The sequence below is a fragment of the Shewanella spartinae genome, from assembly GCF_019457555.1.
Lineage (GTDB): Bacteria > Pseudomonadota > Gammaproteobacteria > Enterobacterales > Shewanellaceae > Shewanella > Shewanella loihica.
Window position 1 is genome coordinate 1,595,743 of sequence record NZ_CP080418.1, and the last position, 25,510, is coordinate 1,621,252.

The 25,510-nt window shown below is 40.8% G+C and carries 22 protein-coding genes; all 22 read left to right on the forward strand.

Annotated features, from left to right (window positions below; translation table 11 throughout):
• Positions 1-443: 443 nt before the first annotated feature.
• A complete protein-coding gene (locus K0I31_RS07095) occupies positions 444-3,179 on the forward strand; it encodes an SLBB domain-containing protein (RefSeq protein ID WP_220080358.1) in 2,736 nt (911 codons plus the stop codon).
• Positions 3,180-3,264: 85 nt separating this feature from the next.
• Positions 3,265-4,239, forward strand: a complete 975-nt coding sequence (locus K0I31_RS07100) for a Wzz/FepE/Etk N-terminal domain-containing protein (RefSeq protein WP_220080359.1) — start codon at positions 3,265-3,267, stop codon at positions 4,237-4,239.
• A gap of 206 nt (positions 4,240-4,445) precedes the next feature.
• Positions 4,446-5,570 carry a non-hydrolyzing UDP-N-acetylglucosamine 2-epimerase gene (gene wecB / locus K0I31_RS07105; RefSeq protein ID WP_220080360.1) on the forward strand — a complete coding sequence of 375 codons (1,125 nt, stop codon included), beginning with the start codon at positions 4,446-4,448 and terminating at the stop codon, positions 5,568-5,570.
• A gap of 16 nt (positions 5,571-5,586) precedes the next feature.
• On the forward strand, positions 5,587-6,852 hold the full coding sequence (wecC, locus tag K0I31_RS07110) for a UDP-N-acetyl-D-mannosamine dehydrogenase (RefSeq protein ID WP_220080361.1): 1,266 nt from the start codon (positions 5,587-5,589) through the stop codon (positions 6,850-6,852).
• Positions 6,852-8,042 (forward strand): UDP-N-acetylglucosamine 4,6-dehydratase, encoded by a 1,191-nt coding sequence (locus tag K0I31_RS07115; protein ID WP_220080362.1) that lies wholly within the window; start codon positions 6,852-6,854, stop codon positions 8,040-8,042. Before wecC ends, K0I31_RS07115 begins: the two co-directional genes overlap by 1 nt.
• Before the next feature lie 12 nt (positions 8,043-8,054).
• On the forward strand, positions 8,055-9,200 hold the full coding sequence (locus K0I31_RS07120; protein ID WP_220080363.1) for a LegC family aminotransferase: 1,146 nt from the start codon (positions 8,055-8,057) through the stop codon (positions 9,198-9,200).
• 10 nt (positions 9,201-9,210) lie between these two features.
• Positions 9,211-10,389, forward strand: coding sequence for a UDP-N-acetylglucosamine 2-epimerase (gene neuC, locus K0I31_RS07125; RefSeq protein WP_220080364.1), 1,179 nt, complete (start codon positions 9,211-9,213; stop codon positions 10,387-10,389).
• A gap of 6 nt (positions 10,390-10,395) precedes the next feature.
• Positions 10,396-11,469: an N-acetylneuraminate synthase gene (neuB, locus tag K0I31_RS07130; RefSeq protein ID WP_220080365.1), complete on the forward strand. Its 1,074-nt coding sequence runs from the start codon at positions 10,396-10,398 to the stop codon at positions 11,467-11,469.
• Positions 11,462-12,109, forward strand: a complete 648-nt coding sequence (locus tag K0I31_RS07135; RefSeq protein WP_258406587.1) for an acetyltransferase — start codon at positions 11,462-11,464, stop codon at positions 12,107-12,109. The genes neuB and K0I31_RS07135 overlap by 8 nt, the downstream gene beginning before the upstream one ends.
• 16 nt (positions 12,110-12,125) lie before the next feature.
• The gene (locus K0I31_RS07140; RefSeq protein WP_220080366.1) at positions 12,126-13,187 is read left to right on the forward strand and encodes a nucleotidyltransferase family protein; all 1,062 of its coding nucleotides are present in this window, start codon (positions 12,126-12,128) and stop codon (positions 13,185-13,187) included.
• Positions 13,187-14,185, forward strand: coding sequence for a Gfo/Idh/MocA family protein (locus tag K0I31_RS07145; protein WP_220080367.1), 999 nt, complete (start codon positions 13,187-13,189; stop codon positions 14,183-14,185). Before K0I31_RS07140 ends, K0I31_RS07145 begins: the two co-directional genes overlap by 1 nt.
• A 4-nt stretch (positions 14,186-14,189) precedes the next feature.
• On the forward strand, positions 14,190-14,879 hold the full coding sequence (locus K0I31_RS07150; RefSeq protein ID WP_220080368.1) for an acylneuraminate cytidylyltransferase family protein: 690 nt from the start codon (positions 14,190-14,192) through the stop codon (positions 14,877-14,879).
• On the forward strand, positions 14,879-15,652 hold the full coding sequence (locus K0I31_RS07155) for an oxidoreductase (protein ID WP_220080369.1): 774 nt from the start codon (positions 14,879-14,881) through the stop codon (positions 15,650-15,652). Before K0I31_RS07150 ends, K0I31_RS07155 begins: the two co-directional genes overlap by 1 nt.
• Positions 15,649-16,992 (forward strand): polysialyltransferase family glycosyltransferase, encoded by a 1,344-nt coding sequence (locus tag K0I31_RS07160; protein WP_220080370.1) that lies wholly within the window; start codon positions 15,649-15,651, stop codon positions 16,990-16,992. Before K0I31_RS07155 ends, K0I31_RS07160 begins: the two co-directional genes overlap by 4 nt.
• Positions 16,985-18,415 carry a lipopolysaccharide biosynthesis protein gene (locus tag K0I31_RS07165; RefSeq protein ID WP_220080371.1) on the forward strand — a complete coding sequence of 477 codons (1,431 nt, stop codon included), beginning with the start codon at positions 16,985-16,987 and terminating at the stop codon, positions 18,413-18,415. Before K0I31_RS07160 ends, K0I31_RS07165 begins: the two co-directional genes overlap by 8 nt.
• A complete protein-coding gene (locus tag K0I31_RS07170; protein WP_220080372.1) occupies positions 18,405-19,421 on the forward strand; it encodes an N-acetylneuraminate synthase family protein in 1,017 nt (338 codons plus the stop codon). The genes K0I31_RS07165 and K0I31_RS07170 overlap by 11 nt, the downstream gene beginning before the upstream one ends.
• The gene (gene neuC, locus K0I31_RS07175; RefSeq protein WP_220080373.1) at positions 19,414-20,577 is read left to right on the forward strand and encodes a UDP-N-acetylglucosamine 2-epimerase; all 1,164 of its coding nucleotides are present in this window, start codon (positions 19,414-19,416) and stop codon (positions 20,575-20,577) included. Before K0I31_RS07170 ends, neuC (K0I31_RS07175) begins: the two co-directional genes overlap by 8 nt.
• Before the next feature lie 10 nt (positions 20,578-20,587).
• Positions 20,588-21,271 (forward strand): acylneuraminate cytidylyltransferase family protein, encoded by a 684-nt coding sequence (locus K0I31_RS07180; RefSeq protein ID WP_220080374.1) that lies wholly within the window; start codon positions 20,588-20,590, stop codon positions 21,269-21,271.
• Positions 21,268-22,500 (forward strand): glycosyltransferase family protein, encoded by a 1,233-nt coding sequence (locus K0I31_RS07185; protein WP_220080375.1) that lies wholly within the window; start codon positions 21,268-21,270, stop codon positions 22,498-22,500. Before K0I31_RS07180 ends, K0I31_RS07185 begins: the two co-directional genes overlap by 4 nt.
• Positions 22,497-23,741, forward strand: coding sequence for a hypothetical protein (locus K0I31_RS07190; protein ID WP_220080376.1), 1,245 nt, complete (start codon positions 22,497-22,499; stop codon positions 23,739-23,741). The genes K0I31_RS07185 and K0I31_RS07190 overlap by 4 nt, the downstream gene beginning before the upstream one ends.
• A complete protein-coding gene (locus tag K0I31_RS07195) occupies positions 23,731-24,564 on the forward strand; it encodes a glycosyltransferase (RefSeq protein WP_220080377.1) in 834 nt (277 codons plus the stop codon). The genes K0I31_RS07190 and K0I31_RS07195 overlap by 11 nt, the downstream gene beginning before the upstream one ends.
• Positions 24,564-25,502: a UDP-glucose 4-epimerase family protein gene (locus tag K0I31_RS07200; protein WP_220080378.1), complete on the forward strand. Its 939-nt coding sequence runs from the start codon at positions 24,564-24,566 to the stop codon at positions 25,500-25,502. Before K0I31_RS07195 ends, K0I31_RS07200 begins: the two co-directional genes overlap by 1 nt.
• Positions 25,503-25,510: the final 8 nt, after the last annotated feature.

Consider the following 25,510-nt stretch of genomic DNA (forward strand, 5'->3'; position numbering starts at 1 on the left):
CGAGTATATGAGCAGTAATTGTCATTTTGTTCCAGTACAATGAATCGCTTTCTTCAAGATAGCGCAAAAGTACTTTATTTAATGTGTCATTTTGTAGTGCATATTAACCAAAGTGTTTTAGTAAAGAGTGATTTAAAAGTTAGATTTCGCGTGGCGAAGGGCATGTTGGGAGCCGTAACCTATGGGCGGTAGCGTGCCCGCGGGGCATCGAATGAACACTAAGCATTTTGAGATAGTATTCGTTAAGCGATTGCCGAAAATGATTGTCAGGAACAAGCATTAACAGCTTTAGCTGGCCCAAAGAGTGAAGTCCAGGATGTACTGAGTCAGATCGCCGCCACGCGGTCCTGTATCGTGTCCGAATGCCAGTAATTGTCTTAGATTTTATCTGCTTAAGCCGGAACGTTTTATTTAGACCTTGCCTTTATCAATGGAGAACATCGGTGTTACAACGAACCAAAAAAGTCATTATAACAGCGGTTGCCGCACTGTTTTTGGTGGGGACCCAGGTGCAGGCGATCACGCCGTCGCCGCAAATGATAGAGCAGTTTAAAAATCTGCCAGCTTCCGAGCAGCAAAGACTTGCACGTCAGTATGGAATCGATCCTGCGATGCTTAGCGGTGCGAGTGCCTCACAGCAAAACCTCGATAGTCCGCAGGTTGTCCAGCCTCGTGCAACTAATGAAATGGTCGATCATTCCCGCGATGCGGCTAATGAGCTTAATTTCTCACAGGATGAACAGAAGAAGCTGCTAGCACGTTTTGGCTACGAGCTTTTTCAAGGTGAACCTACCACTTTTGCCCCTGTCTCCGATGTGCCAGTTCCTGGTGAGTATTTGGTTGGCCCTGGTGACAGAATTAAGGTACAGCTCTTTGGCAAAGAGAATAAAGAATATGACCTGGTGATTAATCGAGACGGGAACATTCAATTCCCCGAACTCGGTCCTATCTCGGTAGCGGGTTTAAGTTTTGCCGAGCTTAGAGAGTCTCTGAGTCATCGTATTTCTCAGCAGATGATAGGGATTGAGTCGAACATCACCATGGGTGAGCTGCGCTCTATTCGTATCTTTATCGCCGGTGACGCCTATAAGCCAGGTTCTTATACCGTCTCGAGCTTGTCTACTATCACCCAAGCGTTGTTTGTCGCCGGCGGGGTGAACGAGATTGGTTCACTGCGTAACATTCAGGTCAAGCGTAATGGCAAGCTAGTCGGCAGCATGGATCTTTACGATCTCTTGATGCGAGGTGATGCGTCAGGTGACATACGTTTGCGTTCAGGCGATGTAGTATTTATTCCTCCTGTAGGTGGACTCGTCAGCATTACCGGCGAAGTGCGTCGCCCAGCAATCTATGAGTTGAAACGAAATGAGACGGTTGCCGATATTGTCGCAATGGCCGCAGGGGTAAAGCCTGGCGCTTATCCTAAGAGTAGCAGTATAGAGCGATATAATAGTAATGGCCTTCGCAGTATCGTGAATGTCGATTTAACTTCTACTCAAGGTAAATCAACAAAGGCCCAAGCCGGTGACTTTATTCGTGTAAAAAATGCTTCTGGCCAGTTTGAAGATGCCATTACCGTGGTTGGTGCTGTCGTTCGACCAGGAAAATACCAATGGTTTGATGGCCAAAAAATAGGCGATCTTCTGCCATCACTTTGGGGCGATCTTTCAATTTCAGCCGATCTCAATTATGCGATTATTGTGAGAGAGGTGAATCGCTACGGAAAGGTTAAGGTACTTCAATTCTCTCCTAGCCGCGCTATCGCCGAGAAAGATGTCACGCAAGATTTGTTATTAGCCCCTCGTGATAAGGTCATGCTGTTCAACTATAGCGATGATACACAAAATCGTTACGAGCTTAATAAGTTGGTTAAACATAGAGTTAAAAAGGTGACCTCACTTACGGGTGATAGCCTTGTAGGTAACGATCTGTTTAAGGCTGGCTTCTCTCAGCTCGATAAGATGCAACTTTCACAACGTAGTCAAATTGGTGGTGTCGTTGTAGCTAAAGAAGCGCCTGATGATAAAGAGCAGCTTGTAAAGGGTGAAGTCAATAAGATGCTGGCTAACCTATTTGAGGATAAGGAACTCATTAAGCTTAGTGGCTCAATGAATCGTAGTGAGCTGCTTTATCCAGTTGTTGCACAGCTAGCTGCTCAAGGTAACTCAGATAAAGGCACGCAAGTCGTCGCCATCAGCGGTAAGGTACGTCATCCAGGTGTGTATCCCCTTTCTCAAGGGGCTAAGGTTAAAGACTTAGTCATTGCTGCGGGTGGATTGGTTGAAGGTGCCTACACGGCTCGAGCAGAATTGACCACCACGGTAATTGGAAGCGAAGAGTCTAGCATTAACCATTCAAGTGTTAATTTAGATGACGCATTGGCAGGGATTGATAGTGCCAATGTGGCGTTAAGTTCCAGAGACATCTTGACGGTAATGACAACGCCTGACTGGCAAGAAAATAAAGCCGTTGAGATTCGTGGTGAGGTAAAATTCCCAGGCATGTATAACATTCGCCGTGGTGAAACGCTTGCCGACGTGATCGATCGTGCTGGCGGATTTACCCAGTATGCCTATTTACCATCCTCGGTGTTTGTTCGTGAGTCAGTACGCCAGCAAGAGCAGCTTGAAATTAAGAAGCTTGCAGACCAACTGCGCCGTGATATTGCCACTCGTGGTGTTTCCAAAGATGGCAATGTAGTTAATTACAGCGATGCTAAAATGATGCTTGCCGACCTTGAAAACATCAAGGCGGTAGGCCGTTTGGTTGTTGATTTGTCTGCTATATCGATTGGTATCGAACAGGCCGATATTCAGCTTGAAGATCAAGATATTCTCTATGTGCCGTCAGTTAAGCAGACGATTGCGGTAATGGGTGAGGTACAACATGCTGCCACTCATAGGTTTAAAGAAGGCTTAACGTTAGATCAGTATCTTGAGATGTCTGGTGGCGCCAGAGAGCGCGCCGATGAAGACAGAACCTACATTATTAAGGCAAATGGTTCGGTGCTCCTGCCGAATCGTTCAATGTGGTTTAGCAGTAATACTGAGCTCAATCCTGGTGACACCATTATTGTACCGCTGGATACAGAGTATAAAGATAACCTCACACTCTGGACCCAGGTTACTGGCATTATTTATAACAGCGCCGTTGCATTGGCCACTATAGCCAAGTTATAGGCTTTAATATGAGCACTTTGATGAGCTTAGTTATCGAAGTGCTTTGTTTCTTCTTAGGATAATGAGACTCAGAGACACAAATTCTATGTCCACCGAGATAAAAAACTACGGCGATGCCCAATTTTCCGATATGCGCGCTCAAGTACAACAAGCTAATGATGAAATAGACCTTAGAGAACTGTTTTCAGTCATCTGGCAAGGCAAGTGGCTAATTATTGCTATTACAGCCATATTTGCGATTGGCTCGGTTATTTTTACCATTGTGCAGCCCAATATCTATAAGTCTGAAGCGCTTTTAGCTCCTGCAAGTGAGGAGCAAGGCGGCGGTCTAAGTGCGCTTGCTTCTCAGTTTGGCGGCTTAGCGAGTATGGCTGGTATTAACCTAGGTAGTGGCGGTGGTGTAGATAAGACCCAAATGGCTATCGAGGTGATGAAATCGCGTCAGTTCGCGAGTGATTTTATTCAAAAGCATCAACTGTTACCTGACTTAATGGCCGCAGAAAAATGGAACATGGCTGATAACAGTATTGTCTATGACAATGAGTTATATGATGTTGACTCAAAAAAATGGGTAAGGGAAGTCAAAGCCCCTTTTAAGCCTGAACCATCAATGCAGGAAGCTTTTAAAGAATTTAGTGAAGTAGTTAGCATCAATTCTGCAAAGGATACGGGGATGGTAACCGTGTCGGTAGAGCATCTGTCGCCAGCGGTTGCTCAACAATGGGTCAGTTGGTTAGTTGAAGATATCAACAAAGAAATGAAAGAGCGTGATGTCGCTGAAGCCATCCGCAGCAGTGACTTTTTAAACAAACAAATTGCACAAACTAACGTTGCAGATATCCGCACGATTTTATACAAGCTGATTGAAGAGCAAGCTAAAACAATCATGTTCGCTGAAGTTCGTGATGAATATGTATTTAAAACGATTGATCCAGCACTAGTGCCTGAAGAAAAGGCTAAACCAAAACGTGCACTCATCTGTGTATTGGGTACCATGCTAGGTGGCATGTTAGCTGTAATGCTGGTTCTTATAAGACATTTTGTAAGAAAAGAAAGTTAGAGCAAAATTTTTATGGGTCTATGGGAACCACTGCTGTTAAATATAGAGCAGAAAAACGGTAAAACCTAGGTCCTTCATGGGACAGCGGAAATCCGACTGTCTCAAAATGGACGAACAGTGGCTCAGCTAGGTTTAAAAGGCTGAGATGAAAATGTGAAATACAGCGATTTAAATGTAGTTAAATCGTAAGAAAAAGGCCAGATGTAATGACAAAAAAGAAAGTGCTTACCGTTTTTGGCACCCGTCCAGAAGCAATTAAAATGGCCCCTCTAGTTCATGCCTTAGCATCCGATGACCGTTTTGAGGCAAAGTGTTGCGTAACAGCTCAACACAGAGAAATGCTCGATCAAGTACTCGAATTATTTGAAATAATACCTGATTACGATCTTGATTTGATGAAAGCAGGGCAGACTCTCAATGATGTCACCGCTGGCATTATTCAAAAGTTAAAACCAGTCCTTCAAGAATTTAAGCCAGATGTTGTGCTTGTGCATGGTGATACAGCAACCACTTTTGCAGCGAGTCTTGCCGCTTACTATGAACAAATTGCAGTAGGGCACGTAGAGGCAGGCCTGCGTACTGGTAATATTTACTCTCCTTGGCCGGAAGAAGCAAACCGCCGCTTGACGGGAGTGCTGACTAAGTATCATTTCGCACCGACAGAAACCTCTAAGCAGAATCTTCTCAAAGAAAACTTTGAACCAAGCCATATCATAGTAACAGGTAATACTGTTATCGATGCGTTATTGATGGTGAAAGACAAAATTGACTCAGATATAGACCTTAACAATACGATAGCCGAACAGTTTCCTTTCTTAGATGAAAACAAAAAGCTTATCTTGGTCACTGGTCATCGCAGGGAAAGTTTTGGTGGTGGATTTGAGCGTATTTGTGAAGCGTTAGCAACTGTAGCGAGAATGCATCCTGACGTACAAATTCTATATCCAATGCATTTGAACCCAAATGTAAGAGAACCAGTAAATCGTATATTGGGTGATATAGACAATATTTTGTTGATCGAACCTCAGCAGTATCTTCCTTTCATTTACCTCATGGATAAGGCGCACATTATTCTTACTGATTCAGGTGGAATTCAGGAAGAAGCCCCTTCTTTAGGTAAGCCAGTTTTAGTTATGCGGGATACTACAGAGCGTCCAGAGGCCGTTGAGGCGGGCACCGTTATGTTGGTTGGTACTGATGTTAACCAAATAGTGACTAACCTAAATGAGCTCCTGAGTGATGCAGATGCATACCAAAAGATGAGTTATGCGCATAACCCCTATGGTGACGGTAAAGCCTGCCAAAGAATTTTAGAAGAATTAGTTAAATAAGAATTTAGGAAAAGAAATGTCATTCGAAACAATTTCAGTCATTGGACTTGGTTATATTGGTCTACCTACTGCTGCAATGTTTGCTTCCCGCAAAAAGAAAGTTATTGGTGTTGATATTAACCAACACGCTGTAGACACAATCAATCAGGGTAAAATTCATATCGTAGAACCTGATTTGGATATGATAGTACATTCTGCTGTAACTGAAGGCTACTTGAAGGCCGTAACAACTGCTGAACCAGCGGATGCATTTCTTATTGCAGTGCCTACACCATTTCTACCTTGTGATGAAGGCCAGATCCCTGAGCCCGACTTAAGTTATATTCAATCTGCTTGTAATGGAATTGCACCCGTATTGAAAAAGGGTGATTTAGTCATTTTAGAATCAACTTCCCCTGTTGGTGCGACAGAGCAAGTTGCTGAGTGGTTGGCTGAAGCTCGTCCAGATATATCTTTCCCACAAACAGCAGGTAATGAAGCAGATGTAAACGTGGCTCATTGCCCTGAACGTGTTCTACCTGGTCATGTGGTTCGTGAGCTTGTCGACAATGATCGTGTGATTGGTGGGATGTCTTCTCGTTGTTCTGAACGTTCAGTAGAGCTATACAAAACATTTGTTCAAGGCGAGTGTGTAATCACTAATGCGCGTACAGCCGAAATGGCAAAGCTTACTGAAAATAGCTGTCGTGATGTACAGATTGCATTTGCTAATGAGTTATCGGTTATTTGCGATAAATTAGATATTGATGTTTGGGAGCTAATTGCTTTAGCTAATCGCCATCCACGTATCAATATTTTGCAGCCAGGTCCAGGAGTTGGCGGTCATTGTATTGCCGTCGACCCTTGGTTCATCGTGTCTAAGACTCCTGATGAAGCCCAATTAATTCACACGGCTCGTAAAGTGAATGATGCGAAGCCAGAATGGGTTATTAACAAAGTCAAGTTGGCCATCGTAGACTTTTTGCAAGCGAATCCATCTAAAACAGCTTTGGATGTGACTATAGCTTGTTATGGACTAGCGTTTAAGCCTGATATAGATGACTTACGTGAAAGTCCTGCAATGCAAATCGTGAAAGAAATTGCCTCTTTACACATAGGAAGCGTTATTGCAGTGGAACCTAATATCCATCAATTGCCAAGATCACTAGAAAAAGTTGATCTTCAGAGCTTTGATGTTGCAAAAGCGGCAGCTGATGTTCACGTTATGCTTGTTGATCATATTGAATTCAAAGAGCAATCAGTAGCTTCTGAGTTTTTAGTTGATACAAAGGGAATTTGGTAATGAATTCTATACTTTCCCTTGTAGGTCGCACTGATGCGTTGTTTACACAAGACATTTCTCAGCACGAAGCTGAGCTATCTCGTATTGTTTCACAGTCACGCTTTCTTGTTCTCGGTGGTGCGGGGTCGATTGGCCAAGCGGTCACTAAAGAAATCTTTAAACGCCATCCTCAGAAGTTGCACGTTGTTGATATCAGCGAGAACAATATGGTGGAGTTGGTCCGCGATATTCGCAGTTCATTCGGTTACATAGATGGTGATTTCCAAACTTTCGCATTGGACATCGGCTCTATTGAGTATGATGCGTTTATTAAGGAGGATGGCCAATATGACTACGTATTGAACTTATCTGCACTTAAGCATGTTCGCAGTGAGAAAGACCCATTTACCTTAATGCGTATGATTGATGTCAATGTATTCAACACTGACAAGACGATTCAACAGTCGATTGATGCTGGCGTTAAAAAGTACTTCTGTGTCTCGACGGATAAAGCAGCCAACCCAGTCAATATGATGGGGGCGTCCAAACGCATTATGGAAATGTTCTTGATGCGTAAGAGTGAGCAAATTGCCATCTCAACTGCGCGTTTTGCTAACGTGGCCTTTTCTGATGGTTCGCTGCTGCATGGTTTTAACCAACGTATCCAAAAAAATCAGCCGATTGTCGCACCAAACGACATCAAACGTTATTTTGTCACTCCTCAAGAATCGGGTGAGTTGTGTTTGATGTCGTGTATTTTTGGTGAAAATCGCGACATTTTCTTCCCGAAACTCAGTGAAGCATTGCATCTGATTACATTTGCAGACATTGCGGTGAAGTACCTAAAGCAAAGAGGCTTCGAGCCGCATTTATGCGCGGATGAAGATGAAGCTCGTGAACTGGCGAAAACGCTACCAGCACAAGGCAAATGGCCTTGTCTTTTCACCGAAAGTGATACGACGGGTGAAAAGGATTTCGAAGAGTTTTTCACTGATAAAGAAGTGCTTGATATGGCACGTTTTGAAAATTTGGGCATCATCAAAAATGAACCTCTGTACCAACCGGAGTTGTTGAGTCTTTTTGAAGAACAAATTGCCCATATGAAAGATCAACGAGCTTGGAGCAAAGAGCAGATTGTGGCGCTCTTCTTTACGATGATCCCCGACTTTGGTCATAAAGAAACGGGCAAATACCTCGATAGCAAGATGTAAGGGTAAAGAAGAATGAACGCACAGTTACTGGTTGAGTTTGTACGCGACCAATACCAAACCCAAGATTTTATTCCATTGCATGCCCCTACTTTTGCGGGCAATGAGAAAGCGTATGTAATGGAAACCATTGAAAGCACGTTTGTCTCCAGCGTCGGTAAGTTTGTCGATGAGTTTGAACGTAAAATGGAAGCGTTTACTGGCACTCCAAAGGCAGTGGCGACGGTCAACGGTACAGCAGCCTTGCACGCCGCCCTCTACATGGCAGGGGTTGAACGTGGAGACTTCGTGATCACGCAAGCGCTGACGTTTGTTGCTACTTGTAATGCGCTTTATCACATGGGCGCCGAGCCGATTTTTGTGGATGTTTCCCCCGTGAGCTTGGGGCTTTGCCCTAAAGCGATGGATGCTTTCTTAGAAGAGAATGCGCAAGTCACTGAGCGAGGTTGCATCCATAAGCAAACTGGCAGAAGAATCAAAGCCGTGGTGCCGATGCACACTTTTGGTCATCCGGTAGAATTGGATGAACTGCTTGCTGTTTGTTTGAAGTGGAATATCTCGTTAGTCGAGGATGCTGCGGAAAGCCTAGGTTCGTTTTACAAGGGTAAGCACACGGGGACAATCGGTGATTTTGGTGCGGTTAGTTTTAACGGTAATAAAATCATTACCACAGGTGGTGGTGGTATGGTGTTTTGCAGAAGTGAAGAGGCGGGTAAACGCACGAAACATGTTACCACAACCGCCAAAGTTCCCCATCCTTATGAGTTCTTCCATGATGAGCCCGGTTTCAACTACCGTATGCCTAACTTAAATGCGGCGCTGGGTTGCGCACAGATGGAAGTACTTGAACACTATCTGACGCAAAAACGCCACCTTGCACATCAATACCAAGCGTTTTTCGCCAGCAGCGATGTGACCTTTGTGGTCGAGCCAGATTACGCGCAATCTAACTACTGGCTCAATGCCATCATTTGCGCGGATGCACAGCAGCGCAATGAACTGCTTGAGCAGAGCAATGCTGCTGGCGTAATGACTCGCCCAATTTGGCAGCTTATGCATCGCTTGCCTATGTTCGAACAAGCCCTGCGCGGGGATCTTACTCATTCGGAATTTATTGAGGCGCATTTAATCAACTTACCGAGTACGCCTGTAGGCATTTAGGTGAGGGAATATGAGCGATTATAAGCAAAAAGTTGCCGTTTTCACCGGAACAAGAGCAGAGTATGGTCTGCTCTTTTGGCTTCTAAAAGACATCCAAGCCGATCCTGACCTTCAACTTCAACTGCTGGTCTCAGGTATGCATTTATCGCCCGAGTTTGGTGAAACCTATCAGCAAATTGAGCACGATGGCTTCCATATAGACGAAAAAGTCGAGATCCTGCTTTCCTCAGATTCAGCTGTAGGCACAGCGAAAAGTATGGGGCTAGGCGTGTTGGGGTTTGCGGATGCCTTGGCAAGGCTTAAACCAGATGTTCTGGTGATTCTTGGCGATCGTTTTGAAGCTTTAGCAGCGGCACAAACGGCCATGATTTTGCGTATTCCAGTGATTCATTTACATGGCGGCGAGATCACCGAGGGGGCTTATGATGATGCGATCCGTCATGCCATCACCAAGCTGAGCTACCTGCATGGTACATCGACGGAAGCGTATCGTCAGCGCGTTATCCAGCTAGGAGAAGCGCCAGAGCGTGTAAAAAATATCGGCGCTATTGGACTTGACCACCTTAAACGCGCTCAGTTTATGGATGTGCCTGCTCTGGCTCAATCTCTTGACTTTGCTCTGACTCAGCCGTACTTCTTGGTGACCTACCATCCCGTTACCTTGGGTGAAGAAGCACCAGAAACCAGTTTTCAAGCGTTACTGGATGCGCTGGATTCGTATCCTGAGCATCAAGTTATCGTCACTTATCCGAATGCAGATGATGGTGGACGTCGTATCATCCCAATGCTTGAAGCGTATGCAGCAGCGAATCCAGAGCGTGTGCTTGCTATTCCTTCTTTGGGGCAAGTGCGTTATCTCAGTGCTGTTAAGCATGCTTGCGCGGTGATTGGCAACTCTTCCAGTGGCATTATTGAAGTTCCTGCTTTTGATGTACCGACAGTGAATATTGGCGTGCGTCAGCAAGGGCGTTTGGCCGCGAAAAGTGTCTTGCATTGCCGGGTATCTAAAGAAGAGATTGAACAAGCAATTCAAACGGCCATTACCAGAGGTTATAAGGCTGACGGTGAAGTGATCAATAATCCTTATGGCCAAGGTGATAGCAGTGCACAAGTGATTGCAATGATAAAATCACTTCATTTTGAACCTTGTAAGTCATTCTATGACTTACCCTTTGAACCAATAGAGTGAGACAGCATGACTCTAATCATTGCAGAAGCGGGTGTAAACCATAATGGTGACGAAGAACTGGCGTTTAAACTCGTCGACGCTGCGCATCAAGCTGGCGCCGATATTGTTAAGTTTCAAACCTTTAAAGCTAAAAAGTTAGTGACAGAACAGGCCAAGCAAGCTGATTACCAAGTGGTCAATACGCAAAAGCAAGAGTCGCAGTTAGCCATGCTTAGCCGACTTGAGCTGTCTTACGCTGCTCACCACCAGTTAGTCAAACATTGTGAGTCACTTGGTATTGAGTTCCTTTCGACCGCTTTTGATTCTGAAAGCTTAGATTTCCTCGTCAACGACCTTGGTTTAACGCGACTTAAATTGCCCTCTGGTGAGCTGACCAATGCGCCATTAGTCCTTGAGCATGCACGCACCGGATGTGATTTAATTGTGTCTACGGGGATGGCGACACTGGCCGAAATAGAAATGGCATTGGGCGTCATCGCTTTTGGCTATACTGAAGCGGATCATGTCGCACCGTCGGTACTGGCTTTTCAGCAAGCTTACGCATCAAATGAAGGGCAGAAAGCTCTGAAAGAGAAAGTGACCATCCTGCACTGCACCACTGAATACCCAGCCCCGATGGCAGAAATTAATCTGAAAGCGATGGATACGCTCGGCAAGGCGTTTGATTTACCAGCGGGCTACTCTGATCACAGCGAAGGGATCACCATACCGATTGCCGCCGTTGCGCGAGGCGCGGTGTTGATCGAAAAACACTTCACGCTGGATAAAAATATGGAAGGGCCAGATCACAAAGCATCACTTGAACCTGATGAACTTACCGCGATGGTGAAGGCAATCCGTCAGGTTGAGTTGGCGTTAGGGTCAGCGGTGAAATCTCCAACCGTCTCTGAAGTCAAAAACAAAGCGGTAGCACGTAAGAGTCTGGTGGCAAGTCAAGCGATTCAAGCGGGAGATGACTTTAGTTCAGATAACGTGACGATTAAGCGCCCAGGTAATGGCATGTCACCTTATCAGTATTGGGAGATGCTCGAGCGTAAGGCAAGCCGAGCTTACCAAGCCGGAGATTTGATAATTGAATAAACCGCTACCGCTTGTTTTGATAGGGGGGGGCGGCCACGCCAGTGTTTTGGCTGATATCTTACTCGGCCAAGGACGAGTAATACTTGCCGTCATTTGCCCTGATGACGTTTCATCACGGGCGGTATTGGCAGGCATTCCCCATCTTACCCAAGACGAGGATATTACACGCTTCTCTCCTGATAGTGTGCGGTTGGTAAACGGTATTGGCATGATGCCTCGTTCAACTTTTCGTCAGAGTATTAACGAAAAGTTTCTCGCACAAGGGTATGTTTTTGAAACGGTGATTGCGAGTGACGCTAAGGTATCTTCCTTTGCTGAAGTGAAACAGGGAGCACAGATTTTCCCAGGTGCGAGAGTACAGACTGGCACGGTTATTGGCGAGCATACCATAGTGAATAGCGAAGCTTTGATTGAGCACGATTGCAGGATTGGTGCCTACAATCACATAGCGCCTCATGCCACCTTATGTGGCGACGTGTTTACGGCTGAAGGCGTGTATATCGGTGCAAATGCAACAGTCATTCAAGGTTTGATATTGGAATTGCAGAGCGTCGTTGGTGCTGGGGCGATAGTGACTCAATCACTTAAGAAGGGTAGTACAAGCTATCCAGCTCGCGTCTATATTAAAGAAAACAAATAAAATTCAAGGATATTCCATGAGCTATTGCTGGAACAATGTATTGATTAAACCTGACTCAACTATACGTGAAGCATTAGAAATTATTAATAATGAAGCTCTAAGAATTGCGTTGGTCGTGGATTATAACCAGCATTTAATTGGTGTCGTGACTGATGGTGATATACGTCGAGGACTACTTGAGAATCTTTCTCTTACTGAATCTGTCAATCGAGTAGCTAACCTCTCTCCTTTAACTGTCAGATTGGGAACAGCTAAAAAAGACATTGTTAAACTTATGGAAGAAAGAGGGATTCTTTCGATACCTCTCATTGATGATGAGGGGAGAGTCGTGGGTCTTGAAACCTTACATGGCGCATTGCATCGCCCGAAATATCAAAATCCAGTTTTTTTGATGGCGGGCGGATTTGGTACTCGTTTGCGTCCGCTGACGGATAACTGTCCTAAGCCAATGCTCAAAATCGGCAACAAACCAATCCTTGAAACAGTGATCCGTAGTTTTATTAAGGCGGGCTTCGTTAATTTCTATATATCAACTCACTATATGCCTGAGTTGATCCATGCTCACTTTGGTGATGGTTCAGAGTTCGGCGCAAATATCAAGTATGTCCACGAGGAGTCACCATTGGGCACTGGTGGAGCGCTGGGATTATTGCCGAAAGATCTACCAAAAGATTTGCCGCTTATTATGATGAATGGTGATGTGCTGACCAAGGTCGATTTTCAGCGCCTTCTCGATTTTCATGTGAACCATGACGCCGACGCAACCATGTGTGTTCGCGAATACGACTATCAAATTCCCTACGGTGTGATCAACGGCGAAGGCAACAAAATTATCAGCATGGTGGAGAAGCCGATTCAACGTTTCTTTGTCAATGCAGGGATTTACGTGGTTTCTCCGAGAGTCATTCAATCGGTACCAGAAAATCATCGTATTGATATGCCGACCCTATTAGAACAACACATGCAGGAAAGAAATAACGTCTTGATGTTCCCAATTCACGAGTATTGGTTGGATATCGGCCGAATGGATGATTTCAATAGAGCGCAAGCGGATATTCATACTTTGGGATTGGACTAATGGAACGAGTTGCTGTTGTTGGGCTAGGAAATATCGCGACTCGCCATCGACGGAATTTAAAACAGTTATTCCCCAACGCGCTGCTGTATGCGATGTCGGCCAGTGGGCGTGTTCCTCAAGAAACGGTCAATGATGCAGACTTACTGGCGACGTCTATTGAGGAACTCATCGTTCAGCGTGTTCAACTCGTGATCATTGCATCGCCAGCGCCTTTCCATGCACTGCATGCGATCCATCTGATCAAAGCGGGGATTCCAGTTTTAATTGAGAAACCAGTGACTGCAACAGTCGGTGAAGTGAAAAGACTACAGAGCATTGCCTCACAGTACAAAACACCAGTTTCAATTGGTTATTGTCTACGTTATCTCTCTTCGGCACTGCAGATGAAAAGCCTACTTAGCTTAGACAAAATTGGGCATTTGTATCATGCTCATGTCGAGATAGGGCAGTATTTGCCTGATTGGCGACCCAGCAAAGATTACCGTGACAGTGTTTCCGCGAAAGCCAGTTTAGGCGGAGGGGCTTTGTTAGAGCTTAGCCACGAGTTTGATTACACTCAATGGCTACTGGGTGAGCTAACGCTCGAACACGCAGTTTTGCGCCAAACCAAAGAGCTTGGTCTTGAAGTTGAAGACAGTGCAGATATGTTGTTAAGCACCTCAAAGCAAGCGATCGTACACATGCACCTTGACTTTTTGCAGCGAAAGGCGTTTCGGCAATGTCGTTTTGTGGGCAGTAAAGGGGCGCTGGAGTGGGACTTAATTGGCAATGAAATCCGATTTGTTACACCGCAAGGCATCCAAGTACTTTACAGTGAGCCCAAATGGGATAAAAACCAAATGTACACAGCGATGCTTGCCGACTTTGTCGCGCAAATCCATCAACAACCCAATCAATGCGTCTCTCTTGCTGAGGCAGCTCAAAGTGTTGAACTTATAGAAGAAATCAAACAGCGTTTTCCAATCACATCGGTGTCGGGTGGGTTAGAAAGTGAATAATCGAATGAAAAACTGTGCTTTTATTTTTGCCCGAGGTGGTTCTAAGGGACTGCCAAGAAAAAACGTCAAATTACTAGCAGGCAAACCATTACTGCTATATTCCATTGATACGGCTTTGGCTACCCCCTCGATTGAGCATGTTTTTGTTTCAACTGATGATACTGAAATTGCAGACGTCGCGCGTGCATCGGGAGCGATAGTGATTGAGCGTCCTGCGGAGCTCGCTAGTGATACAAGCCCTGAATGGCTGTCTTGGCGTCATGCTATTGAATGGGTGCAGGTACACTATGGAGAGTTTGATGGATTTATTAGTTTACCTGCCACCAGTCCGTTGAGAAGTATTGATGATGTGGAAGGTGCTATCAACAAACTATTTACCACCGAAGCAGATATCTGTATCTCAGTGACACCAGCTAGTCGCAGTCCTTTTTTTAATATGGTGAAGCAGATCGAAACTGGGATGGTTGAGCTCGTCGATAAGCCACAAGGTGAAGTGGCTCGCCGTCAAGATGCACCTCCGGTGTTTGATATTACCACGGTTGTGTATGCAACGACGCCTTACTTTGTATTGAATCATTACGGAATTTTTTCCGGCAAAGTAACGAGCATTGAGGTACCTAAAGAGCGAGCAGTAGATATCGACGATATTTATGATTTCAAATTAGCAGAAGCGATTATTGGGGGAGAGCACTAATGGAAAAATTACTCGAAAGCAAAACCATTCTAGTTGCTGGTGCCGGTGGTCTTTTGGGGACCCGTTTAGTTCCCGCTTTACTCAAGCAAGGTGCTAAGGTCATTGCGGCGGATATTCACGTAGAAGAGATGTGTGAACGCCTTTCTTCACTTGGCGTTGACTTACAAGATAAGAAGCTAAGCTGTTGCGAGCTGGATGTGACTAAAGAACAGAGTGTCAAAGCTTTTTTTAGTCAGCAGGCTCAACACATTGATGGCGCGGTCAACTCAACCTATCCTCGCAATAAAACCTATGGCAAGCACTTTTTTGAGGTGAGTTTAGAGAGCTTTAATGAAAACTTGTCTCTGCATTTAGGTAGTGCTTTTCTTTTTACCCAACAATGTGCTGCTTATTTTAAGTTGCAGCAACAGCCTTTTTCTCTGGTGAATATCTCCTCGATTTATGGTGTTGTTGCACCAAAATTCGAGATTTATAACAACACGCTGATGACGATGCCTGTTGAATACGCAGCGATCAAGTCTGCTATCCAACATCTCAACAAATACGTGGTGTCTTACTTGAATGACAGCCGTTTCCGCATCAACAGTGTCAGCCCTGGTGGCATTTTTGACCATCAACCTGAAGCGTTTTTACTGGCCTATAAAGAGAAAACGCATGGCGCTGGCATGTTGGATGTCGAAGAAGTGGTTGGCTCGGTTTTGTTTTTGCTTTCAGAGCAGTCACGTTATGTTACAGGTCAAAATATTATTGTAGATGATGGATTTTCACTGTGACTCGTATAACTACATTAGTTGTTCCTAGCAATGATGCTGCTTTAAGTGAGTTTGTAAAACTTTTTGATAGAAGCTCTTGTTTAGTGCCTGTTTTTTATTTGGAATACGACTCGAAATTGGTGCTAAAAATTAAAGAGCGAGGCTGGTTGGTTTATCGCAAGCATTTATCATTAGAGGATGAAGTTAAAAGTAGTTTAAAACTGAGTAAAGCTTGGTTTAGAACTTTTTTTGTTAGATTCTTAGATGACAGCAAGCTTGGATGTTTTGTTCAGACTTATCTGTTGAGAAGATATCTATGCAATAGATTAATAAGAAATATATTGAATGCTAGCTCTTCGCTATTGAAGATAATAGAAGAGCAAAATATTAAAGCTTGCTTAATTTCAACGGATCGCAGTGTTGGTATTGAAGCTTCTATAATGTATTTGTCTAAATTAAATCCTATTAAAATTTATGTCTTGTCATTTGCTTATTCGGCTGACTATCAATCATCTATTAAACTCAGGGGGAAAAGTATTTATAGCTATATATATCCAAGAGCATCAAGTAACAAATATCATGGTAAAGGCTGTAATGGAAAATTGTTCTTTAGGCCATTTGAACATTTGGCTCTTAATGAAATAGGGGTCTTTCCTAAAAATCCTTGGGTATTAGGAATGGGGCATTGTGATTTAATGTTGGTAGATAGTGAAAGAGAAAGGAACAGGCTAATATCACTTGGTGGCGAGGAAGAAAAATATATAGTTACTGGAACAGTTTCACATGATTGCCTTTATGAAGCAAATGTGAAAAGAGGTGATATTAAGACTGAATTGGCTAAAAGATATTCTCTAGCAGGAGAGGCGATAGCTATAATAGCACTTCCTCAATATTATGAGCATGGGTTGTGTGATAAAGAAAAACACTTTTACATTATAAATAATCTTATAAAAAGTGTAATTGGGTTGGGTTTTGAGATATTGATTTCACTCCATCCTAAAATGAACAGAAATAATTATGTTTATTTGGAAGCTGAATATGGTGTTGTTGTTTTAGAGCAGGAATTATCTGAAGTGATTGTTGTTGCCGATCTGTTTGTCTCTACCTATTCATCAACAATCGTTTGGGCAAGAATGTGCAATATTCCAGCAGTCATTTTCGATTTTATAAACCTAAACTATAAGGATTTTTATAATGAATTAAATTTTCCTGTGGTAAAAAGTTTTGGTGACCTGTCAAGTACTTTGACCGATATTTATTCGACAGATTTTATAAAACACCAAAGAGAGCTCGACTCCAAACAACTGTCTCCATTTGATGGAAAATGCTTAACTAGAATAGAAGATATAATTCGTGAGTAATGCTTATCAAAATGCTATAGGGCTAGTTGTTGTTGGTTTTCTTCCATATATTGTAAACTTTCTCGTTTTGCCCTTATACAGTCAATATTTAACACCTGAAGATTTTGGAATTATTGGTATAGCGATGGCTTGCATGATGATAGCTAGTACATGGAGTCATTTACAACTACCCAGTGCATTATCCAGATTATATTTTGATTATAAAGATCTAGAGCAAAATGAATACCTAGCAAGTGTGATTAATGGTAGTTTTTTGACTAGCTTTTTATTTTGTTTGTTATATTACTTCTTCAAGGACGATATTGCAAACCTTGCATTTAGCCGTGATGGATATAGTGATGTTATTGCAGTTTCCATATTTATTCTGTTATTTAACTCACTTAATTTAACGTTGGAAAGAGTTCTTATCAATCAGCAAGATGGGGGGAAGATTCTTGCTAGAAGTGTTCTGTGTCAGTTCGCTTCCGTTGTTTCAGGGGTTTATTTTATAACCGTATGTGAATATGGTGTGATTGGGTTTCTTTACTCTCAAGTTATTTATTATTTCACTATGTCTATTGTCTCTTTTTATTTCATAAGGGATAAGTATAAATTTGTATTGAAATGTGATTTACTTATTGAGTCGCTTAAATACTCAGTACCGTTGATCGCACATGCATTAGGTGGTGTTGTCTTTATGTACGCAGGAACATTTTTTATCGAAAAATACCTTTCGTTATCTTTGTTAGGTGTGTTTTTTATAGCTGAAAAATTTTCTCAGGTAATTAAATCTCTTGTTAATTCCATAAATAATGTGATAATGCCCTACTATAATAAGTTGTCAGTTAATAATCAGAATAATGGGAAAGCCTTTTTGGAGAAGCTTATTCCGTTTTGGTTAAGCCTCTATGTTCCATTGGTTTTGTTATATGTATTTGCTGCTGAGCTCTTTGTAAATGACTACATTGAAGGAGAGTATAAAGGTTTATTTGAACTTTTAATTATACTTTGCTTTAGTTATATCTTTAGAGGCCTTTATTGCTTCTCATCTGCTCCCTTGTTTTTTGGCAAGAAAACAAAAGTAATTCCGAAAATTACGATTGTTACTGGTTTGTTTTCATTGGCTTTTAATTATTTTTTGATTAAAGCTTATGCTTTAAGTGGTGCTGGGTTAGCTGTTCTGCTTTCATTCTTTATATCATTTTCCTTAGCGCATTATTTTGCTAAAGAAGTCTATAGAATTAAAATTCGACTTAACTTTGCTTGGTTGTTTGTTGTTTCATCGGTATTTGCTGTTGTAAATTTCATTGTCGGTAGCGATACATTTTTAAGTTTTGCTTTTGTTAATTTTCTTGTTGTAGCTTTGTTTTTTGTTTTGGTGTTTTTTAATTTCCTAAAATTGAAAGATAAATTGATTTCCACTTGGAGTAGATATGGGAAGTGATAATGTTTTGGTAATTGCTGAAGTAGGTCAGGCGCATGATGGAAGCTTGGGAATACTACATTCATATATTGATGCTATTGCTTCTACAGGAGTAAATGCAATCAAATTTCAGACGCATATTGCTGAGGCTGAAAGTAGTCGTGAAGAACCATTTAGAGTCAATTTCTCATATGAAGATAATTCTAGATTTGATTATTGGAAACGAATGTCATTTTCGTTGAATGATTGGAAAGGAATAAAAAAACACTGTGACGACGTTGGCTTGGAGTTTATAAGTTCTCCATTTTCTGTTGCGGCCGTAAATTTGCTAGAAGAAATCGGAGTAAGTCGATATAAAATAGGATCAGGCGAAATTACAAATAAATTAATGTTGGATGCTATATGTCGCACAGGTAAGCAAATAATTCTTTCGAGTGGGATGAGTGATTTTAGTGAATTAGATGACACTATTGAATTTTTAAAAAGTAGAGGCTCATGTTTCTCGATATTGCAATGTACTACGATGTATCCCACAAGTCCTAAACATATTGGCCTTAATGTAATTGATGAACTCAAAAATCGTTATAATGTAGCTGTCGGCTTGTCAGACCACTCTGGAACGGTCTTTCCTTCACTAGCTGCTGTTGCCCGGGGAGCTCAAATATTAGAAGTGCACGTTGTATTCGATAAAATGATGTTTGGGCCTGATTCAACTTCCTCTTTAACTATTAATGAACTTTCTTTTTTGTGCAAAGGGGTTTGTGATATTAAAACTATGTTGGATAATCCTATTGACAAAAATATTACAAGTGTTGATTCAAACTTGAAAGTAATATTTGGTAAGTCTTTGTCTGTCTGTCGCGAGATGAAAGCCGGCCAGACATTAAATATTTCTGATTTAGAGTCAAAAAAACCAGGGAACATGGGAATTCCCGCTTCTGATTATAAAAGTGTTGTTGGTAAAACTTTGTCTCGAGATATCCCATGCTGGAGCTTTTTAACAATGGATGATTTAATTGATGAGTAACTTTATTAAAACTAAAGTCTGTGTAGTTGTCGCCAGTCGTGCAAATTATGGTCGGATTAAATATTTATTGACAGCCATAAAAGAACATGAACAATTAGAGTTGCAACTTATAGTGGGGGCATCTTTGCTATTAGATAGATATGGCAAAGCTGTTAATATTATTAAGGCTGATGGTTTTATTCCTGATAGGGAGATTTACTATAATTTAGAAGGCGAAAATTTACTTACTCAAGCTAAGTCCACAGGTATGGGTATTATAGAACTCTCAACAGCATTTGAACAGTTACAGCCTAATTTTGTGGTTTCAGTAGCTGATCGATATGAGACTATGGCAACGGCAATTGCTGCGACCTATCTGAATATTCCCTTGATTCATGTTCAAGGTGGAGAGGTTAGTGGAAATATTGATGATAGAGTTAGACACGCAATTACAAAATTAGCTGATTTTCATTTTGTATCTACCGAGAAAAGTAGGGATAGAGTGATCCGTATGGGGGAGAATGAAAACTCGGTATTTAATTTTGGATGTCCGGCTATGGATGTCATACAGAATGCTGATAAGTCTATTGATAATACAATTATGAGCAAGTATGGTGGAGTAGGTTCTTTGGTTGATTGGACTAAACCATATATTTTGATGATTCAACATCCTGTTACAACTAGCTACGGCTCGGGTTTTTCTGAAGTCAACGAGACTCTTAAGGCTCTATTAAAATTTGATTCGATTCAAAAGATAGTGCTTTGGCCGAACTCAGATGCAGGTGGTGAAGATGTTTCTAAGGGGATTCGAGTTTTCAGAGAAAGAAATATGAATAGAAATTTCCATTTTTATAAAAACTTTTCTGCTGAAGATTTTATTAGAGTGTTAAGTAATGCTGTTTGTGTAGTCGGAAACTCTTCATCCTTTTTAAGAGAGGGGAGTTTTCTAGGTGTACCAGCTGTTGTAGTTGGGGATCGACAGAATCAACGAGAGCACGGAGAAAATGTTCTCTTTGCTAATTATGAAGATAACGATATTCACGAAAAAATTACTTTACAAATAGAACATGGTAAATATAACCCAAGTAATATATTTGGCAAAGGAGACGCAGGCAAAAGAATTGCGGCATTAATTAAAGACCTTAAGCCAAATTTGCTTAAGCCTATTACATATTAGGAAGATTTTAATGATAATAGCCGTTATACCAGCGAGATCTGGTTCCAAGGGATTTCCAAATAAAAATATAGCATGTGTTGGAGGTAAAACACTTCTCGAACATGCGATAAAAGTCGGTTTGGACAGCAAATGTATCGATAAGGTGTATGTCTCTACTGATTCTCTAGAGTATCTTAAAATAGCTATGTCGGCAGGTGCGTTCAGTTTAGGGATTAGACCGGATACATTATCCGGAGATGATGTGTCTACGGTTGACGTATTAGAATTTATGTTGGGCCACCCAGACCTTGTAAATGTAACGCATGTCGTTTTGCTTCAACCAACTTCACCAATAAGAACTTCACATCAAATAGATGACTGCGTCACCATGGCTATTGAAAGTCGTCAGTCAGTCGTATCTATAGCCAAAGTGGAGGACCCTCATCCATTTAAAATGAAAAAGATTGTTGATGGAAAGTTGGTTTCATATATAGATGGTTGCAGCTCTGAGACGGCTAGACAGAGCCTTCCTTCTGTTTATGAACTTACAGGTGCAATATATGTGTCTAGTAAGGAAAATTTGCTTAATAATCACTCTCTTTTTTCGAATGAAACCAAACCGTATATTCAAGATAGATTCGTAAATATTGATATGAAAGAAGATTTAGATTATCTAGAGTTTCTATTAGCAGCGGGTAAGGTAGAGATACTGTGACTGAAGTTATTGATTATTTATTTTTGATCGAGCATGAAGATAGGGAAGGGCAGTTAGTTAGGCTATTGACATCTATGCTCAATGATAAAGGATTTAGTTGTAAAGTTTTATCTATTGAATTTCATCTGCATTTAATAAATCGTTATTCTCCTCGAGTTTTAGTTTTTCCATATGCAATTGACTCTTCTAGATATCCCCTATGTATTTTTCATGGAGCACGTTTTTCGCGAACAAAGTTTGTTTCTTTAAATTGGGAACAATTACTTAGCGCATCCAACAAAAAATTCAAGTCCCCAAAGTGCGATATTGTTAAAAATAGAGTTCATCATTTAGCTTGGGATGATGAATTTAAAGTTTTCCTTGAAGAATCAGGAGTGAGCTCTGATAAAGTTACAGTGATAGGTAATCCAAATGTTGAGCTATTATATAAAGCTATGGCATCCACTAAAGAAGATATTGTTTCTGCAAAGCTAAAATTGGGCTTGCAACCTAATGCTAGTATCATATTCTTCCCAATGAATTATGGTTGGGCATTTTCAACAGATACTGTTATTAGGGGGAAGATTAAACAGGGTTACGATTGCAGTGTTGCGTGGGAATATAGAGATTATTCTTATCAATGTCTAGTGGAGTTCGTCAGTTTTGTATCTTCGTTATCAAAAACTTATAATAATGCACAAATTGTTATTCGCCCTCATCCATCTATTTCTATCGAGCAATATATAGATGTTTTTAAAAAGCTTAACGTTTCTATACCTTCAAACTTGAAAATAACAAAGTCATATACTGTAAAAGAATGGATGGCAGTATCTGATATTGTTGGAAGTTCTTGGAGCACGACAGTTTGGGATTGTCATCAAATGGGTATACCTGCTTTCTTATTTACACCAATAAAAAGACCGGTTTGGCTGAATATTGGTTGGAATGATCAGGTTAATAATATTTCATCGGTTGAGCAGTTTGTGGAACTATTTGTTGCGAAGGGTAGTTCAGTAAGTGCTGAATTTAAATATATAGATAATATCTTTAAATGGTTGTTGTCAGTTAATGATGTAAATAACAGCGAGTTGTTGGGTTATAATTTTTTGAACGATTTTAATTTCAAAACGTCACTTTATAAAGCCAGATGTGGTTTAAGATGTTTTTCAGCAAAATATTTGAATGGAATTTTTGTGAGTAAGGGGGCTATGCGAGATTATTTTGATGTTAGAAGTGATTTTCGGAAATGAATAAAGTTACCTTGCAGAACCAATATACAAAGATTATGTTGCTTATTGTTTGTGGGTTGCTATTTAGGAATACGTTGGGAACTGTTTTGGGAACATCAGCATCATGGTTACCTATTCTTGGCCTCTTTATTTTCACTGCCTTTTATTTTCTGAGCGTACTAAAAAACAGTAAGATGCAGGTAAATCAGATATTATTTTTGGTTTATATTTTTTATTTGTTGTTTCTGATGTTGTTCTTTCCAATTTTTTCTGAATTCGGTTCTTATCCGTCAGCGATAATTGGTTTTTCTAATTTAGCGACCATTCCTTGTTTCTGGTTTTTTTTGTTTAGGAAAGGTTATAGCAAAGAACTTGTTAATTGTTGTGTAAGTTTGTTTATTTTTGTTGGGGTGATAAATTCTATTTTTTCATTTGTACAGTTTTTTTATTCCGAAAATTTGTTTGGTCTTATTACTAATGATATCTATGCTAATGGTGAAGTGTTGATGAATGAGAATGTTTCTCGACGCGCCATATCCTTTATTGCGTCTCCTCAATCGCTTTCATTGTATTTGGCATTTTCGTTTGCGTTAACCTTCAGATATTCTAGTGGGAATTCTTTTATATTGGCGTCCAGGTTGATCATACTTATGTCTGGAGTTCTTACAGTTAGCAAAGCTTTCTTTGTGTTTGTTGTGGTTTTTGTTGTTGCTAATTACTTTAGTTTTAAGTCTCTATTCAAAGGCGGGTTAATTTTAATGGTTTTCCTCTCGTTTGTAGCCTTTTTTAGGGATAGTCTTGGCAGAGTTATACAGATTTTTGAATTCATTTCTGAACCAGAAAAATACTCAGCGTATGTTATTTGGCGTGATTCATTTTTATATGGAGTCGAATTTCCTGAGGCTCTGTTTGGTCGAGGAATTGGTGTTTTTTCTAGAGGCTCGCAAATGTTATTTGACTATGTCTTGTTATTTGGTTCGGCGGAAAGCTTTTTTATTCAAATATTAGTAGAGCTTGGTGTTTTTGGTCTCGTACTTTTTACTCTCCTTTTGTTTGTTTCGTTATCGTCCTTGCTGGCGCATGAACGGGTGATTTTTTCTAGTCTGTGTGGTTTTATAGTTGTAGGTCTGTTTTCACCCGCAATCTATGGGTACTCTGTTGGGGTATGCTTTTATTTTTGTCTTGTGTTAGGATTTTTAGTTAGAAATAAAGAACAATCTAATAGAGTTTTTTTACGAAGGAATTCAAACAGTGTCATTTAATCGTAACGTGGCTTTTATCGTATGTGTTTACAATGGAGATAACTCCGTATTTCTCCGGGAGTCTTTAGATTCTATCTATTCTCAGAAATTACCAAAGTGTACAGGCTTAAAAGTATATCTGCATGTAGATGGGGACGTTGGTGAAGATATAGAAAGTGTTATCAAGCAATATCCGATATACAAATTGTTGCGCAGTAAAAAAAATGTAGGATTAGCTAAGGGGTTGAATAAGCTGATAGATTCGCTAGAAGACGAAGCGTATATATTTAGAATGGACTCAGATGATTTATGTCGACCTAATCGGGTTATTGAGCAAATAAATTTCATGGATTCTAACGGTCAAGTTGATTTTTGTGGTGGTTCTATTAGTGAGTTTATCAAGGATAAATCTAATGCCGTTACAACTAGACAGTATCCTGAAAATATGGCTCGAATAGTTCCTACTTTCTTAACGTCATCACCTTTTGCTCACGTTACTATTTGCTTTAGGGGGGATTTTTTTTCAAAATTTGGAGACTATCCAGTAGAGTTCCCTTTAAATGAGGATATAGCGTATTGGTTAATGAGTCTTAAGGGGGGGGCTATTGGAGCCAACGTAAATAAAGTTTTAGTCGATGTTAGAATGGATGATGCTTATTCAAGAAGAACTACTAAAAAAGCATACAATGAACTTCGGGTATTTTGGGCTGTCGCTCAATGGCAGAGAAAAGGATATGTATATCCTGTGTTACGGTTTTTGTTTAGATTTCTCCCAACAAGAGTAGTTAAGTACGTTTACAATTCAAAATTTCGGACGTTATTATTAGAGAAAGAGAGTGATTAATGATTTTGGTGACTGGTGCAACTGGTTTTATTGGTTCTCATATACTTAGTGTTTTAGGAAACAGTGCAGTGGTTCTGTCTCGAAAACCTGTGCCGAATTATTCAGGAAAATATATCACTAGTGATTTGACTCGACCAGATTTCAGTGAGGATTTTTTTGAAGGAATAGAGGTGGTAATTCATTGTGCAGCTAGGGTTCATGTTATGAGCGATAAATCTGCGGATCCTTTGAGTGACTTTCGTATTGTTAATACCATTGCTACTATTGAGTTGGCAAAAGCAGCTGCGAAGTCTGGTGTAAAAAGATTTATTTTTATCAGTAGCATTAAAGTTAACGGTGAACTCACTAAGATTAATTATCCGTTTAAAGCAACAGATATTCGCAATCCTTCCGACTATTATGGTGTTTCTAAGTCTGAAGCTGAAATTCAGTTAATGGAGCTTGGCAATAAGACCAGTATGGAAATCGTCATCATTCGTCCTAGTCTAGTGTATGGGCCAGGAGTAAAAGGTAATTTTCATTCCTTAATGGAACTTGTTTATAAAGGGTTGCCTCTACCTTTAGGATGTGTAGTAAATAACAGACGTAGTTTAGTGTCGATCGTTAATTTAGTAGATTTAATCGTTACTTGTATAGATCATCCTAAAGCATCTAATCAAGTTTTTCTTGTGTCTGATGATAACGATATATCAACATCATCAATGGTGAAAAAAATTGCCGATGCAATGACGAAAAAATCTTGGCAATTACCCATCCCTGTTTGGTGTTACAAAATATTTGGTAAATTATTTAATAGATTAGATATAGTAAATAGGCTTGTAGGGTCTTTACAGGTTGATATATCACATACTAAAGATACGTTAGATTGGGTTCCTCCACAGACGCTTGAAGACGGTTTCAAAGAGACTGCGGAAGCTTTTCTCCTTAATAAAAAGTAGAGTATTTA